The 13697-nt window shown below is 68.9% G+C and carries 8 protein-coding genes; 5 read left to right on the forward strand and 3 right to left on the reverse strand.

Annotated features, from left to right (window positions below; translation table 11 throughout):
* Positions 1–134: 134 nt before the first annotated feature.
* Positions 135–746, reverse strand: a complete 612-nt coding sequence (locus tag O7633_RS26070; protein WP_282324276.1) for a restriction endonuclease — start codon at positions 744–746, stop codon at positions 135–137.
* Positions 747–887: 141 nt separating this feature from the next.
* Here O7633_RS26070 and O7633_RS26075 point away from each other — a divergent pair, with 141 nt between their 5' ends.
* The 4 genes from O7633_RS26075 (at position 888) to abc-f (ending at position 9790) form a co-directional block, all read left to right on the forward strand.
* Positions 888–2711, forward strand: coding sequence for a hypothetical protein (locus tag O7633_RS26075; protein ID WP_282328650.1), 1824 nt, complete (start codon positions 888–890; stop codon positions 2709–2711).
* A gap of 12 nt (positions 2712–2723) precedes the next feature.
* Positions 2724–6098 carry a CHAT domain-containing protein gene (locus O7633_RS26080; RefSeq protein WP_282324277.1) on the forward strand — a complete coding sequence of 1125 codons (3375 nt, stop codon included), beginning with the start codon at positions 2724–2726 and terminating at the stop codon, positions 6096–6098.
* 494 nt (positions 6099–6592) lie between these two features.
* Complete coding sequence (locus O7633_RS26085; RefSeq protein ID WP_282324278.1) at positions 6593–7138, forward strand: hypothetical protein; 546 nt, start codon at positions 6593–6595, stop codon at positions 7136–7138.
* A 996-nt stretch (positions 7139–8134) separates the two neighbouring features.
* Positions 8135–9790, forward strand: coding sequence for a ribosomal protection-like ABC-F family protein (abc-f, locus tag O7633_RS26090; RefSeq protein ID WP_282324279.1), 1656 nt, complete (start codon positions 8135–8137; stop codon positions 9788–9790).
* Positions 9791–9834: 44 nt separating this feature from the next.
* Here abc-f and O7633_RS26095 read toward each other — a convergent pair whose 3' ends face one another.
* Together O7633_RS26095 and O7633_RS26100 are read right to left on the reverse strand one after the other, a co-directional pair.
* A complete protein-coding gene (locus tag O7633_RS26095) occupies positions 9835–10629 on the reverse strand; it encodes an alpha/beta fold hydrolase (protein ID WP_282324280.1) in 795 nt (264 codons plus the stop codon).
* Positions 10630–10736: 107 nt separating this feature from the next.
* Positions 10737–11969 (reverse strand): cytochrome P450, encoded by a 1233-nt coding sequence (locus tag O7633_RS26100; RefSeq protein ID WP_282324281.1) that lies wholly within the window; start codon positions 11967–11969, stop codon positions 10737–10739.
* 504 nt (positions 11970–12473) lie between these two features.
* Here O7633_RS26100 and O7633_RS26105 point away from each other — a divergent pair.
* Positions 12474–13682, forward strand: a complete 1209-nt coding sequence (locus tag O7633_RS26105) for a cytochrome P450 (protein ID WP_282324282.1) — start codon at positions 12474–12476, stop codon at positions 13680–13682.
* The last annotated feature ends 15 nt before the right edge of the window (positions 13683–13697 follow it).

A 13697-nucleotide genomic window follows, 5' to 3' on the forward strand; every position in this document is an offset into this window, starting at 1 on the left:
TATGTGGGACAGCAGGCGTGATCCGGGCTTTCCCGGCGTCGTCACTCTCGCTGCAGGGGAGGTCTTCTTCCGCTGAGGGTCGGCTTTGGCGCGCACCGCAGTCGACCGACCCGGCGTCATCAGTTCTCCAAGCGTCAGCGCACGGCACCTGGCTCCCCGGCTTCCTGTTGAATCGGGGTGATCAAGGTCGATCGTGCAGTGCCGGGGCTCTCGTTGAGTAGGGTGAACTCGTAGTCGCCGTAACCATCGGGTGTGATCGCGTATCCAGAGTATACTCCGGTGGAGACAAGTGGTGGAGCGGCCGTAGTGTGGCGGGTAACGTACGTCCACGCGTTGTCGACTAGGCGGACGCAGGCGATGCCGTGGGCTTTTGCCAGCTCCAGGGCACCGCGTTGGAAGCCGGTGGCGGCCACCACGACGCCCTTTTGCGCGCCTATGGACTGGAGTTTGGCGAGCAGCACCTGAACGTCGGACCGTTTGACCGGGTCCTTGTGGCGTTTGCATTCGAACAGGATCAGAAAGTCCATCCCGGCCAATTGGAAACGCGCTGTGACGTCCACGATGTAGGTTCCGTCCAGCCCTTTGAGCGGGTCGAGGTGCTTGACCTCCCAATCGAGCAGTTCAAGGTGCATCGACGTAACGATTGCCGCCACTGCTTCCTCATAGGCCTTCGGCGTGATGTCGAACGTCGGCCAATGATCTTCCTCGCCTACCGGGGCGTTGGCAGCCGGGAAACTGTTGCTCATGACATTGCTCCCTTAGGAGGCGCTCAGCACCTGGTGTGCTCGGCGGAACCCACACCCTCGCCCCGTCGCACAGCGGAAATGCTATCGGTACGTTCGCGGGGAACGCCAGTCGCGTCGGTTGGCTAGGATGCGGCCGTGGAGATGGACCAGGGCACGGTGATCGATCTCGAACACGAGGCGCACGAGCCCGTCGCGCAGTGGGAACTGCGCGAGCATGGCCCCGTGGACATGGTGGTTCGGATCCAGGTCGGCACCGTCGACGGGGGCTGGTATGTGCGTCACCAGGGGTTCGGTGACCGGCGCTTCGCCGACAAGACGGCCGCCTGGCAGGCGGTTCGCAGGCTGATGGGGCAGCACGATGCCCCCTGGGAACGTGCCGATGTCGACTCCGAACCATTCCGCGTGTTGTGCCGCCCGGATGGCTCGCGGGTCCTCTACGACACCCACGACGACGAGACCCTCCACGCCTGCTGGGGCACGCGCCAGGACGAGCGTTGGGACGCCTACCTGGCCGCGCTGAACGCGGGCGAAACGCTACGGAGCACCAAGACGCATGCGCTACTCGGAGGCACCATCGAGCTGATTGAGTATCGCGACCCGGTCGACGGGACTCAGCGGTTCGCAGTCTCCACAGCCGTCGAGGCGGGCGCGGACTGGCGGGTGGTCGACTATCGCGAGCGCGGTACGGCCGACGCACAGTATGAGCAGGAGGTACGGGACAACACCGATCCGGTGCTGCCCTACCAATCGAGCGACATCATCGACGTGCGGGTCAGCCGCCGATCGAGGCCGCCAAAGGGCCTGAGTGTCTCACCATCCGGGGAGATCGGCGAGACCGAGGATCTGGAATACCTGGGGTTGCTGCCGCCGCGCAAGAACTGGCCGCGGACGCCTGCGGCGGCCGGCAGGCCGCGTCCGGTGTGCGGTATGACGGCCCGGCCGAGAAACTGGGGGCCGAAGGAGGTGAACGTCCAAGACGTCACCCCGCAGGCATGGCGGGACGTGACCGACCCACCGCCCAACGACTTGGCCCTGGCCGCCCTGCCCGACGGGCGGTATCTGCTCGGCTTGGCCGACGATGCCGCGACCCATGTCCTGGGGACCAGGGATGGGCGTCGGCTCTGCACGGTGGCCGGGCATGCCGAACGGGTCCTGTCCGTCGGGCTCACTGTGCTTGCCGACGGTGAGATGGTGCTGGCCACCGGCGGGCAGGACCACGAGGCCCGCGTCTGGACCACCAGGGGAGTCGAGCCGGTAGCCGAGCTTTCTGGGCACCGCGGGCCGGTCAACTCCGTCGCCTGGGCCGCCCCACCCGGCAACGTACCGTGGCTGGTCACGGGCAGCGACGACGCGACCGTACGGGTATGGAACCCGGTAACCCGGGAGACCCGGGCCGTGTTCGAGGTCGGCACGCCCAGCATCGACCTCGTGTGGTCGGTGGCCGCCGCCGTTAGGTCTGACGGACATGTCTGCGTCGTCGCGGGCATCGACGGAGGCAGCACCTCCTCCACCGTGTATGTCTGGGACGCGACCGCCGGCACCCTCGCGCACGAGTTCGTGTTTGAGTACGCCGATCCGGGGTTACGGACGCCGCATGTGGCGGTCGCGACGCTCGCCGACCGGTCGTTGCGGGTCGCGGCCGCCGCTGGCGGCGTGGTGCGGGTATGGGACGGCCATACCGGCGAGGTGGTACGGACGTTCGCCGCGCCCGGGTCGTCGGGTGACGGATCCGTCGCGCTGGCGGTGCTGCCCGACCTGCGTGTGGCCGTTGCCGCGACCGGTGGCCGGCGAACATTGGTCTGGGACACGGAATCGGGTGCTGTGCTAGCCGAGTTGAACCATACGGCCGAGGGTTGGCGTGTGCCGGTCGACATGGTGGCCCAGCCGGACGGCGCCCTGCTGCTGGCGACCGGGCGGGAGGGCGACACGCCGGCCCGTCTTCTGCGGTTGAGCCCATACTGGTAGCGGCCGGTGAGGATGGATGAACTCGTCGCACGGGTGTGCGCCTGGGTCGAGGATTATCACCGTTCCGGTGATCCGGCCGCGATTCTCGATGCCATCGCCGATCAGGACGCGGCCGTGCTGTGGCGGGCGGTGCGCGGCGTCGACCTGGACTCCTCCTCGGCGTCGCTGGAGGCACTGTTCCTCGCGGCGTGCCAGGCGCTAGGCTGGCTGCACTACCTTCGGCACGGGGAGTCGGCCGGCGATAAGGGCCACGCCGAGTTGGCGAGGGCGTTGCTGTGTCTGGACGCTGTTGCGGACGACTACTATGCCGTGCCGTCCAGGCTGCAACCGCTGGTCGGCCGATTCACCAACGCGGATGCCCAGGCAGAGGCGGCGCAGGCGATGCTGGCGGCCTCGGCGCGGTTGCCCGACCCGGCCCTGCTCGACGCGGCGATTCTGCTGATGACCCCTGCGGCGAAGGCGACGCCGTGGCGCGACCATCGCCGCGTCGTACGGCTCTCATACCTCTGTCTCGCCCTGCGACGCCGGTACGAGCGGGACGGCGTAGAAGCCGACCTCGACGCCGCAGTTTCTGCCGGCGAGGAAGCGGCCGAGATCGCCGACGGGCTCGGCGAGACGGGCCCGGTGGTGTGGACGCATCTGGCCGCCGCTTACCGATGCCGCCACCGTCTTCGCGGCAGGGCTGGCGACCTACGGCGTGCCGTCAGCCTGCTTCAGCGGAAGCTAGCGGTCATCGGTGCCGACATAGCCGTGCTGGCCGAGTTGGGCGAGGCATATCTGCAGTGGTACGAGCAGACCGGAGACCCAGCCCACATCGATCGAGCCGTAGCGCTGACCGACCAGGCGGTCACACGCGCCGGGGATCAGGTGAGTTCCGCGCTGTTGGTGAACCTCACCGGCGCGCTGCTGCGCCGGTACGAGCGCACCGGTGCCCGGTCCGACTTGCGGCGCGCGGCCGACCTCAGCGAACGGGCTCTCTCCGCGCTGACCCAGGACGACCGCGACCGCGGCGCTCACCTGGCGGCTGCGGCGTCCGTCCTGCTAAAACGACACGAGCGGAGCCGCTCGCTGGAGGACATTCGCCGCGCCGTCGACCTGTACGAGCAGGCGCTGGCGACGCTGCCCGACGACGACAACGTTCGCCCGTCGCTCCTGCGGGGCCTCGCTGGAGCGCTTCATCAGCGGCACCTCAGCACCGGTGACGGAGCCGACCTGGATAGGGCCGTGACGCTGGCTGGCTGGGTGCTCGCGGCGATCCCGCCCGGCCACCCTGACCGGGCCGCCGTGGCCATCGACCTGGCGGCTGTCTACCTCACCCGGCATGCGCACACCGGCGTGCTCGCCGACCTGGCCCACGCCATCGACCTGGCCGAGACGGTGCTAGCAGGCGGCGGGCCACCGCCGTGGCTATCCACCCTGTGCGAGGCATACCAGAAGCATTACCTCGTCACCGGCGACATCACCGACCTCGACCGGGCGATCACGATCGGCGAGCAGGCGATGGCTGGCACCGATGTCGCATTGGCCGGGCGGCAGATGCGACTCGCGACCGCCTATTGGCGCCGCCACCGCGGTGCGAACAGCGAGGGCGATCTGAACCGGGCGGTCGAGCTGGCTGCACGAGCCCTGTCCGGTACGCCCGCCGACCACGCGCAGCTGCCCGGCCGGCAATCACTGCTCGCCGAGATGCACCTCGACCGATACCGTCTCGGCGGCGCGGCCGACGACGCGGACGCCGCGATCGACTTGAGCGAATGGGCATTGGCGAACGTTCAGGCCAGCCATCCCGGCCGGGCGCGGTTCCTTGCCACCAACTGCGCCGCTCACCTCGAACGGGGGGCCGCCGGACTGACCCCGGACGGGCTCCGCGACCTCGCCGCCAAGGTCGTCATGACGCTGGGCGCGGCCCCACTCGACCGTACAACCGCCCACCACGCCGCCGGGTCACTCGCGCTCGCGGCCGGCGACGCGCCGCTGGCCGTCAAGCTGCTCGACCAGGCGGTCGCGCTGCTGCCGTCCGTGGCGCCGCGGGAAGCCGGATGGGCCGACCAGCAGCACCGGCTCGGCCAGCCGGCCGGCCTCGTCGGCGACGCCGTAGCCGCGCACTGCGCGGCCGGCGACCCCACCGGGGCGGTCGAGGTCGCCGAACTCGGTCGAGGCGTGCTCCTCGCGAGCCAGGCGAACATTCGCGTCGACCTGATGGAGTTGGCCGAACACAACCCGCGCCTCGCGGACCGTTTCGGTTGGGTGTGTGAAAGGCTCAACACGCCGGACTTCCCCGCCGACGAACGGCGGCGGTGGTGGACCGACTACGACGCGCTGCTCGCCGAAATCCGGCAACTGCCCGGTTTGAGTAGATTCTTGGCCGCGCCGTGTCTCACCGACCTGCAGCCAGCCCTGACGGGTGGCCGCGCGGTACTGGTCAACACGAGCCGGCACCGCAGCGATGCGGTCATCATCCAGCCTGACGCCCCGCCGTCGCTCGTCGAACTGCCCGCCTTGCGACTGTCCGACGTCAGCACTCACGTATCGGAACTCCTCGACGCGTTCGAAAGCCAACCGTCGCCGGCCACCACACAGCGCCGCATCGGAGTGGTTCGCGAGATCCTGGACTGGCTGGCCGAGGTCATCGTCGGACCGGTTACCGCCGCGCTGCCCGCCACCACGGCTACACCGTGCCGGGTGTGGTGGCTACCCACCGGTCCGCTCGGCCTACTGCCGCTACACGCGGCCGGCGCCGCCCCCGACCTGCTCATCTCCTCATACACAACCTCACTGCGCGCCCTACAAACAGCCCGCACTCGGCCGCCCACCACCCGGCGCGTACGCCTCACCGTGGCGCTACCGCACACACCCGGTCTCCCCTACCTGCCTGCAGCCGCCCGTGAGGCCGCCGCACTGGGCGGCACCGTACTCTCCGGCGAACAGGCAACCGCGGACCGAGTGGTGCAAGCTATCAAGGCCGCCACATGGACACACTTCGCCTGCCACAACGTGCTCGATCCAATCTCCCAGACCGACAGCGGCCTGCGCCTATTCGACCGGACACTGCGGCTGCCCGAGATCGGCGACCTGCAGCTACCCGAAGCGGAACTGGCCTACCTCTCTGCCTGCTCCACCGCCAATCACGGCATCCGATACGCCGACGAGGTGCTGCACCCGGCATCCGCCTTCCAACTCGCCGGCTTCCGGCACGTGGTGGCATGCCTTTGGCCACTCGACGACAGCACAGCCCTCAAGGCCGCCCGGGCCTTCTACCGTGGGCTTCCCGACTCACCCGCCGCAGACAGTGCCGCAATGGTCCTACACGAGGTGACCCGCCACCTACGCACGACGAACCTAGACCGTCCCGACCTTTGGGCCCCGTTCATCCACAGCGGGCCATGACTCCACGCCCTGACCCTTCCGACCGCATTGGCGCGAATTACGGGCAAAGGGACTTGCCCCCCGATCAGATCAGTGTCGCGCGAGGAGCCATGAGAGGCGAAGTATCTCGGCCACGACCCCAATCAAGGCCGACCGAGTTGCGAACCGCTGCGAGTTGGGCTCCCGAGGTGGCCGGCCGCCAGCCTCCGACGCCGCGGTCCACAAGCAGCGACATGCGGCGGAATGTGGCATCAATCAGCTGGCCAGGCACCGTACGGTGGCCGCCGTACGACAACCTCGCCGTTGCTGCCTGGCCACGTACGCAGTACCGCCAGCTACAGATGGGATGCCCGGCGACGAGTTCAGAACCAGAATCGATCAAGGTCATGCTGACGTGCCCGCCGTCAGAAGTGCAGGTTGATGGTCATCTCCGGCTGTGGAGACTAAGGGGGGTGAAGATCGTGGCTACGTGAAAGAGTAAGGTCTTGCCTACCGTCGACATTTGGAGGGACAAGTTGGAGTCTGAGGCCCAGCGGTTCTTTGCCCACCCCCGCTACTGGCTGATGTTCGGGCTACCATGGCCGACCACGGATCCGAACGTCAACATGGCAGAGGCGGCCTACGTGCTTGCGCCTCCGACGATTCCCCCCAAGCTTCGGGATGGTCTGTCCCGGGATGCAGCTGACCTGCTCGGATTCGTGGACCTCTATGCAAGTGAGCATCCGAAACAGCGCGTTGTCTGGTTCAGCGACGTGACGCGGTGGCTGGAGTGGGAAAAGGGTCGCAGTTGGAGCACGCTCGGTGTGGACTGGGAGTCCGCGCTGGGGGAGTTGCTCCATCTGCCCTTCCTGGGACTGTACCTGACCATTAGTGGTCGGGCCTACCACCATTTGATCAACACGGCCAAGTGCTTTCGGGTGACATACGCCGATGGTTTCAGCGAAGTGCTGACGGATCAAGAACGCGAAGCGGTACACGAGGCGTTCACGCGAACGCTCGAGGTGGATTGGCCAGAGTGTGTCGCCGCCGTGGCGGCACGGGGACAACTCTCCGTCAGCTGACATTCCTACGAGCACTCAATACGGCAACCATATAGTTAGATCCACGCCGTTTCCGCACCGTGATCGCAATCGACGGCAAGACCCTCAGGGGTGCTCGGCCCTGCGCAACGGGGCAGACCGTGACCCGATGGCCGGCTGGCGGGTCATCATCCCTGTGGCGTCTCGTGGGGTGCTCCGTAGGTGCTCCGGCGCGATGGACGGGGCCAGCGTATGGTGGACTGATTCGGACGCCGTCCCGCTGAAACTGGGGGCTGACCGCGAACAGATGGACTCACGCGCCTCGGTTGGACCAAACGACTCGACCAAGATCAATCTCTTAATCCGCGGGTTCGGGGTTCGAGTCCCTGGCGGCGCACCAGCAGTAAGGCTCTGACCTGGGGTTCCACCCCGGGTCGGGGCCTTTCTCGTTTCCGTGCCGAGGGTCTGGTGCTCGGTGGGTGCTCGGCAGCCGTTGGGTCCGGTCGCGGTGAACTGCCGCTGGACCAGGTCCGGCGCGGTCGCGGTGGACGCGGCCTTGCGGCGGCCCTTACCGCGCCGCCGACGGTGGGTGCCTTCGATGCCGGCCAGCCGCATCAGCCTTGCTACCGACTTGCGGCTCCACCGGTTCCCGCGTTCGTGCAGCTCGGCCGCGAGCCGTCGGGCTCCGTGGATGCCACGGTGCTCTGGCCATGCTTGCTGGGTGATCTCGACGCGCTGCCGGTCGTGGCGTTCCGCTCGTGGGCACGACGGCGTCCCTGGCGCAGCCAGTCGTAGAAGGCGCTGTGGCCGACGCCGAGGAGCCGGCAGAGCAGACGGACCGGGTAGGTGGTTCTTCTCCGCGTCTGACTGACCCAGGCCGGAGGTCGGTGGCGTCGAGCCGGTCAGCCAGGTGGGTATGCCGACCACATGGTTGACTGGGGTGGAAATCGGACATTGATGCGGGGAGCTCCCTAAGATGGCTCCCCTCCGAGAGTCCGCGACCGTTCGGACGTGCCAGTTCCGACACAGGAGGCCCCCTTGCGGAACAGCCCGCCGCCAGCCCATTCGCAGCTCGTCCTGAGCGAGGTCACCAAGCACTACGCCGAGCGGGTCGTCCTGGACCGCGTTTCGCTCACCGTCAAGCCGGGGGAGCGGGTCGGCGTCATCGGCGAGAACGGGTCCGGGAAGTCGACCCTGCTGCGGCTCGTCGCGGGGCTGGAGACGCCGGACAACGGCGAGTTGACCGTCTCGGCACCCGGGGGCATCGGCTATCTCGCCCAGCGGCTTCGGCTGCCGGCCGGCGGCAGCACCGTACGGGATGTGGTGGACCACACGCTCGCCGACCTGCGAGACCTGGAGGCGCGGTTGCGCGCCGCCGAGGCGGACCTGGCCACCGCCACGCCCGAGCAGTTGGACGCCTACGGCACGCTGCTCACCGAGTTCGAGGCCCGCGGCGGCTACCAGGCCGACGCCCGGGTGGACGCCGCCCTGCACGGCCTCGGCCTGGCCGAGCTCGACCGCGACCGCGACGTCGACACGCTCTCCGGCGGGGAACGGTCCCGGCTCGCGCTCGCCGCGACCCTGGCCGCCGCGCCGGAACTGCTGCTGCTCGACGAGCCCACCAACGACCTCGACACCGAGGCCGTGGAGTGGCTGGAGGATCACCTGCGGTCGCACCGGGGCACCGTCGTGGTGGTCACTCACGACCGGGTGTTCCTGGAGTCGGTCACGCCCACCATCCTCGAGGTCGACACCGACACCCGGGCCGTGCACCGGTACGGCGACGGCTATGCCAGCTACCTGCGGGCCAAGGCCGCCCTCCGGGAGAGCCGGGAGCGCGCGTACGCGGAATGGGTGGCCGAGGTCGAGCGGCAGTCCCAACTCGCGGAGCGGGCCGGGACGATGCTCCGGTCGATTTCCCGCAAGGGACCGGCGGCGTTCAGCGGGGCCGGTGCCCACCGCTCCCGGTCATCGTCGACGGCGACGTCACGCAAGGCCCGCAACGCCAACGAGCGGCTTCGCCGGCTGCGGGAGAATCCGGTACCGCGACCCGCCGACCCGTTGCGCTTCACCGCGTCGGTCGCCCCGGATGCCACGGACGCCGATACCCGTCGCGTCGAGTTGACCGACGTCCGGGTGGGCCGCCGCCTGCACGTGCCCGAGCTGACCATCGGCCCCGCCGAACGGTTGCTGGTGACCGGACCCAACGGCGCGGGTAAGAGCACCCTGATGCGGGTGCTCGCCGGGGAACTCGTGCCCGACGGCGGAACGGTGCGGCTGCCGGCTCGGATCGGCCACCTGCGTCAGGACGTGACGGTCGGGCAGCCCGGGCGCTCTCTGCTGGAGACGTACGCGTCGGGTCGGCCGGGGCGCCCCGAGGAGTACGCGGAGGAGTTGCTGGCCCGCGGTCTGTTCCGGCCCGAGGACCTGCGCATGCCGGTCGGGACGCTCTCCGTCGGGCAGCGCCGCCGGATCGACCTGGCCCGGCTGGTCGCCCGCCCGGCCGATCTGCTGCTGTTGGACGAGCCCACCAACCACTTCGCGCCCCTGCTCGTGGAGGAGCTGGAACAGGCGCTGGAGGGCTACGCCGGAGCGCTGGTCGTGGTGACGCACGACCGGCGGATGCGGAGCACCTTCACCGGGGCTCGGCTGGAACTGCACCGGGGCGTGGCCACCGGGGCGAGCCGGGCCTGACGAGCCGCCCGGGGTGCCGTGGCGGGCCCGGGACGGTGGGGGTCTCAGCCGGGTTCGGCACCCGGCACCGCCGTGAGGGTGGTCGTGGACACCGCTGTGAGGGTGGTCGTGACCTCGGCGCACACAGCGTCGAGCTGATGGTTGAGGTAGAAGTGCCCACCCGGGAAGGTGCGGACCACCGTGGCCGCTGCGGTCACCTCCGCCCACGCCGCGGCCTCGTCGGCGGTGACGTGGGGGTCGGCGGCCCCGACGAGTACGGTGACCGGGCAACGCAGCCTGGGCCCTGGCCGGTATTCGTAGGCGGCGGCGGCCCGGTAGTCGTTGCGGATGGCGGGGAGGAGCATGTCCAGCAGTTCTCTGTCGTCCAGGAGGCTGGAATCGGTGCCCTCGAGCCGGCGGATCTCGTCGATCAGCTCGTCGTCGAACCGGTAGAACCGGTCCCGTCGCCCGGCGGACGGGCTACGGCGGCCGGAGGCGAAGAGGTGCACGAGCCGATCGGCGGCGGCGGGTGGGAGCCGGCGGGCGGCCTCGAAGGCCACCGTGGCGCCCATGCTGTGACCGAAGAAGGCCACCGGTCGGTCCGCCCAGGCGAGCAGGGCGGGCAGGAGCCCGTCCACCAGGGCGTCGACGGACTCGGTCATGGGTTCGCCGCGGCGGTCCTGCCGGCCCGGGTACTGGACCGCCAGCACGTCCACGTCGGCGGCGAGCCGGCGGGCGAACGGCAGGTACGCGCTGGCCGCGCCCCCGGCGTGCGGGAAGCAGAACAGCCGGACGGCAGGGTCGTCGACGGGCCGGTAGCGGCGTAGCCACAGCTCGGACGGATCGGCGGACGGGGACATGGTGATCTGCGCTCCTCGGACTGCTCGACGTTCCGGTGTCGGTCCCCACCCCCGCGCCGACGACGGCCATGATGTCGCGCACGGCGGCGGTCACCCAGCGCGACGTCTCACTTCGGGTGCCGTCCGTCGCGTACCACCTGGACGGGGAGGCGTCGCGCGGTGAGCTGGTCGGCGTCGTAGAACTCGACCCCGGCGTGGTCGATCCGGAACTCGGTGAACTGGTCGAGCGTCTGGTTGAGGAAGACCTTCGCCTCCAGCCTGGCCAGGAACGCGCCCAGGCAGTGGTGGATGCCGTGGCCGAACGCCAGGTGCTTGTTCGACTCGCGTCGGATGTCGAAGGCGTCCGGGTCCGTGAACACCTCGGTGTCGCGGTTCGCGGAGGCGATCCAGGCGATCACCATCTGGCCCTTGCGCATGGGGTGGCCGAAGATGTCGGTGTCCTCGTTCAGGATCCGGAAGATGCAGTTGAACGGGGACCGGTAGCGCAGCGTCTCCTCGATCACGCCCGGCACGAGGCTGCGGTCGGCGCGGACCGCGGCCTGTGCCTGCGGGTGCTCCTCCAGCACCAGGAACAGGTTGCTGAGCAGCGTGGCGCTGGAGATGTGCCCGGCGGTGAGCAGCAGCGCGACGATGTTGACGACTTCCTCGTCGGTCAGCTTGCGCCCGTCGACCTCCGCCGCACAGAGGCCGCTGATCAGGTCGTCCTTCGGTTCGGCGCGCTTCTGGGCGATCTGGGCGTACAGGAATTCGGACCACTCCTCGATGGCGGGGCCCACCGTCTCGGTGAAGTCGTCCGGGAGGTTGGGATACTCCAGCCCTTCGTTGCTGAGGATGATGTCCACCCACTCGCGGAACTTCTCGTGGTCCTTGGTGGGAATGCCGAGCAGCTCGGCGATGACCGTCACCGGCAGCGGGTACGCGAGGTCGCTGGCGATGTCGATCCGGTCCTGGTCGCGTACCTGGTCGAGCACGTCGGCGGTGATCTCCCCGATCCGCAGCTCGAGCTGGGCGATCCGGCGGGGGGTGAACGCCTGGCTCACCAGCTTGCGCAGCGGCGCGTGCCGCGGCGGGTCGATGCCGCCGATGGTGCCGGGGCCCATCAGCAGGGCCAGCTCCGACGGTACGGGAAAGACCGAGGTGAAGTCCGACGAGAAGATCAGCGGGTTGGTGGTCACGGTCTGGTAGTCCCGGTAGGAGAACACGTGCCAGGCCTGACGGGTCTCGTCCCAGGAGACGGGCCAGTTCTTCCGCATGTACGCGAACCAGTCCAGCAGCCCCTGGGCGTCGGCGCCCTTCGGCAGGTCGATCGGTCCCGCCGGGGCGTTCGGGGTCTGCGTCATGGTGTGCTCATCTCCTCGGTGGTCTCGGCCGTCGGGCCGAAGGGAAAGAGAACCTTGGTTCGCGAGGGCGTCCGGTCGGGGAAGGGATCTTCCGGGCTGGCGCTGTCACCTGTGGCCAGCTCGGTCGCCTCGCCGGCATTGACGGTTGTGCTGGGCGGCGAGTCAGCGCTGTGGCGGCGGGCAGGGCGGGCCCTGCGCTTCTCCGGGGCGTCGTAATCTTCGGTCCGAATCGTGACGGCCGCAAGGCCGGACCTGACATAGTGCTGTCTGCAACGCTCGGAGCACCCGTTTTATCAGTTGATTGCGGTCATTTTTGTCGACGGTCGGGGCGGTTCTATATCGAGACTTGACATAGTCTTCTACGGATTCGTGACAATGATCATCGATCGGTGTTGGCTGAATCGACGAAAGGGGCGTGCTGTTCGAGGGGGGCGTTGCCAAGATCAATGCAAAACCGCATCCCTGATCAATGCGGAACCGCACCCTGCCTGGAAGAGAGCTGCCATGGAGCACCCAGTAACGGCCGGGTCCTGCAGGTTCTACCCCTTCAGTGACCGTACCGACCTGAATATCGATCCCACGTACGGCGAACTGCGCTCGAAAGAGCCGGTCGCCCGCGTCCGCATGCCCTACGGCGGGGACGCCTGGCTGGTCACCCGGCACGCCGACGCCAAGAAGGCCCTCTCTGACCCCCGACTCAGCATTGCGGCCGGAGCCGGGCGGGACGTGCCGCGCGCCTCCCCCCGTCTCCAGGAACCCGACGGTCTGATGGGTCTTCCCCCCGACGCGCACGCCCGACTGCGCAGGCTCGTCGCCACGGCGTTCACGCCGAAGCGCGTACGGGACATCGCCCCGCGCGTCGTCCAGCTCGCCGACAAGCTTCTCGACGACGTGGTCGAGACCGGGCCGCCGGCCGACCTCGTGCAGCAGCTCGCGCTTCCCCTGCCGGTGATGATCATCTGCGAGATGATGGGCATCGGGTACGACGAGCAGCACCTGTTCCGTGCCTTCAGCGATGCCCTGATGTCCTCCACCCGATACACGGCCGACCAGGTCGACCGCGCGGTAGAGGACTTCGTCGAGTACCTCGGCGGCCTCCTCGCGCAGCGTCGTGCCCACCGCACCGACGACCTCCTCGGCGCCCTGGTCGAGGCGCGGGACGACGGCGATCGGCTGACCGAGGACGAACTCGTCATGCTCACCGGCGGCCTGCTCGTCGGCGGCCACGAGACGACCGCCAGCCAGATCGCCTCGCAGATCTTCCTCCTGCTGCGCGACCGGACCAGGTACGAGCAACTCCATGCCCGTCCGGAGCTGATCCCCACGGCAGTCGAGGAACTGCTGCGGGTGGCCCCGCTCTGGGCCTCGGTCGGCCCCACCCGCATCGCCACCGAGGACCTGGAACTCAACGGGACGACCATCCGGGCCGGCGACGCCGTCGTCTTCTCGCTGGCGTCCGCCAATCAGGACGACGACGTCTTCGCGAATGCCGCCGACGTCGTGCTCGACCGCGACCCGAATCCGCACATCGCCTTCGGGCACGGGCCCCATTACTGCATCGGGGCGTCACTGGCCAGGCTGGAAATACAGGCCGCCATCGGCGCCTTGGCCAGGCGGCTTCCCGGTCTCCGCCTGGCCGTCGAGGAAAACGAACTTGAATGGAACAAGGGAATGATGGTACGCAGCCTCGTGTCCCTTCCGGTGACGTGGTGACCCGGCCTGGGCGCC

This window comes from Micromonospora sp. WMMD712 (assembly GCF_029581295.1).
Taxonomy (GTDB): Bacteria; Actinomycetota; Actinomycetes; order Mycobacteriales; family Micromonosporaceae; genus Micromonospora; species Micromonospora carbonacea.

Coding starts and splice junctions, on each gene's coding strand:
- O7633_RS26105 (WP_282324282.1), top strand. CDS start 12,474: ATGGAGCACCCAGTAACGGCCGGGTCCTGCAGGTTCTACCCCTTCAGT.
- O7633_RS26100 (WP_282324281.1), bottom strand. CDS start 11,969: ATGACGCAGACCCCGAACGCCCCGGCGGGACCGATCGACCTGCCGAAG.
- O7633_RS26095 (WP_282324280.1), bottom strand. CDS start 10,629: ATGTCCCCGTCCGCCGATCCGTCCGAGCTGTGGCTACGCCGCTACCGG.
- O7633_RS26075 (WP_282328650.1), top strand. CDS start 888: ATGGACCAGGGCACGGTGATCGATCTCGAACACGAGGCGCACGAGCCC.
- O7633_RS26080 (WP_282324277.1), top strand. CDS start 2,724: ATGGATGAACTCGTCGCACGGGTGTGCGCCTGGGTCGAGGATTATCAC.
- O7633_RS26070 (WP_282324276.1), bottom strand. CDS start 746: ATGAGCAACAGTTTCCCGGCTGCCAACGCCCCGGTAGGCGAGGAAGAT.